A 2294-nucleotide genomic window follows, 5' to 3' on the forward strand; every position below is an offset into this window, starting at 1 on the left:
GTCGGGGTGATCCACGAGACGTTCGTCCCGCGGGTGGCCGCGATGGGGGTGGACGAGAAGCGGATACGTGTCGTCCCCAACTGGTCCCACGTGACGGAACCCACACGGCCGCGCGCGGAGATGCGCGCCCGGCTGGGGTGGCGCGAGGGGCAGCCGGTGCTGCTGCACTCCGGCAACATGGGCCTGAAGCAGGGCCTGGAGGTGCTCGTCGAGGCGGCCCGCACCGACCCCTCCCTGCGGGTCGTGCTGATGGGCGACGGCAACCAGCGCGCGCACCTGGCCGCCCTGGGCGCCGGGCTGCCGAACCTGGACTTCCTGCCGCCCGCGGACGCCGGCGAGTTCACCGACGTGCTGGCCGCGGCGGACGTGCTGGCGGTCACCCAGCGCTCGTCGGTGCTGGACATGAGCGTCCCGTCGAAGCTCACCTCGTACTTCGCGGCCGGCCGGCCCGTGGTCGCCTCGGTGGCCGACGGCGGCGGTACGGCGGAGGAGATGCGGCGCGCGGGCGCGGGGGTGGTGGTGCCGCCGGAGGATCCCGCGGCGCTGCTGGAAGCGGTGCGTACGCTGGCCGGGGACCGCGACCTCGGTGCCGAGCTGGGCGCCAGGGGGCCGGTGTACGTGCGGGAGCACCTGAGCAGCGAGGCGGGTCTGGACCGGATCACGGCGCTGCTGGACGAGGCCCTGGACGGTTCCGGGGGGCCGGTTGTCCACAGTGGGCCGGTTATCCACAGGCGGAAGGCGGCCGGGGAGCCGGCCGGGGGGTCCGTCACGCATACTGACAAGACCGGTTGAGGGGGGCCGAGACCATGTCACAGCACGCTCCGGGCGACAGCCACGCCATGCAGCCGCAGGACGAGCCCGACCTGCTGCGCGACCAGTTCCGGCAACTGCTGCGCTACCGCGGGATGATCGTCCTGGGCATCGTCCTCGGCCTGCTCGGCGGCGGGTGGATCGCCCTCGCCTCCGGCGACGAGTACATCGCGTCCAGCGAGGTCACGCTCCGCCAGGTCAGCCTCGACCCCTTCTCCTCCGGCAGCGACGCCACGGCCATCAAGGAGAACATCGGCACGGAGCGGCAGACCGCCGCGAGCAACGCGGTGGCCAGGATCGTCGCCGACGAGATCGGCCACCCCGAGGACGGCGAGAAGCTCCAGCACGGCCTCCAGGTCACCAACCCGCCGAACACGCTGGTGCTCCGCTTCGACTACAGCGCCGAGGACGCCGAGACGGCCGCCGAGCGCTCCAACGCCTTTGCCGCCGCCTACCTCGCGTACCGCGAGGACAAGAGCAACCGGACGATCGACAACATGGTCGAGGCGTACGACGAACAGGTCAAACCCCTGATCGCGGAGCGGGACGCGCTCGACGACGAGATCGAGTCCCTCGGCGAGGGCAGCGCGCTGGAGTCGGCGCTGTCGGCCCGCTCCTCGCTCAGCCAGAGCATCGGCCAGATCACCGCCGACCGCGCCAAGCTCCAGGCCCTCGACACCACCCCGGGGCACGTCGTGCGGGACGCCACGCCGCCCGCCGAGCCCGCGGGGCCGGGGATCCTCATGCTGCTGGGCCTCGGCGCCGCGTTCGGCGTGGGCCTCGGGCTGCTCGTCGCCTGGGTGCGGCTGGTCTTCGACCCCACGGCCCGCTCGGAGAGCGACGTCGTACGGGCGCTGCACGCCCCGGTGCTCGGCACCCTGCCGCGCACCCGCAGGCCCGGCGGGCTGCTGGCCACCGGCAGGGTCGCCGAGGAGTACCGCTCGATGGCCTTCCGGCTGGCGTACGACCAGCGCTTCGCCGACCGGCGGCGGCTGCTGGTGGTCGCACCGCGCGGCAGCATAGACATCCCCGCCGCGGTCTCGGTCAACCTGGCCGCGTCGTTCGTGGAGATGGGGCACGAGGTGCTGCTCGTCGAGGCGGACCTGCGCACGCCGAGCCTGTCGGCGCGGCTCAGCGCCGCCGACGGGGTGCGGCCCGGCTGGGCCCGTACGCCGGCACGCGGTGACGGCGGCTGGCCGACGGGCCTGCAGATACCGATCGACGCGGGCGAGTCCGGGGCGTTCGACCTCATCCCCGGCACCCGGGTGCGCAACGCCGCGCGGGCCCTGACGTCCGCGCCGGCCACGCAGTTGATCTCGGAGGCGGACGCCCCCGGTTCGGTCGTGGTGGTGCTGGCGCCGGCCGTGCTGTCGTACGCGGACGCGCTGGCGCTCGCCGACCGGGTCGACGGCGTGCTCGTCGTCTGCGACCCGCGGCAGGTGCACCGCGAGGACCTGGCGCGTATCCGCGAGCTGATATCGGGC

At 73.9% G+C, this 2294-nt stretch carries 2 protein-coding genes; both read left to right on the forward strand.

The window, feature by feature from the left end:
- Positions 1-792 (forward strand): glycosyltransferase family 4 protein (locus H5J30_RS28015; protein ID WP_181790085.1); only part of this gene is annotated, 792 nt, incomplete at its 5' end.
- 14 nt (positions 793-806) lie between these two features.
- The coding region (locus H5J30_RS28020) for a lipopolysaccharide biosynthesis protein (RefSeq protein WP_258563572.1) at positions 807-2294 on the forward strand (1488 nt) is incomplete at its 3' end.

Origin of the sequence: Streptomyces phytophilus (assembly GCF_013870535.1) — a bacterium.
GTDB classification, from domain to species: domain Bacteria; phylum Actinomycetota; class Actinomycetes; order Streptomycetales; family Streptomycetaceae; genus Streptomyces; species Streptomyces phytophilus.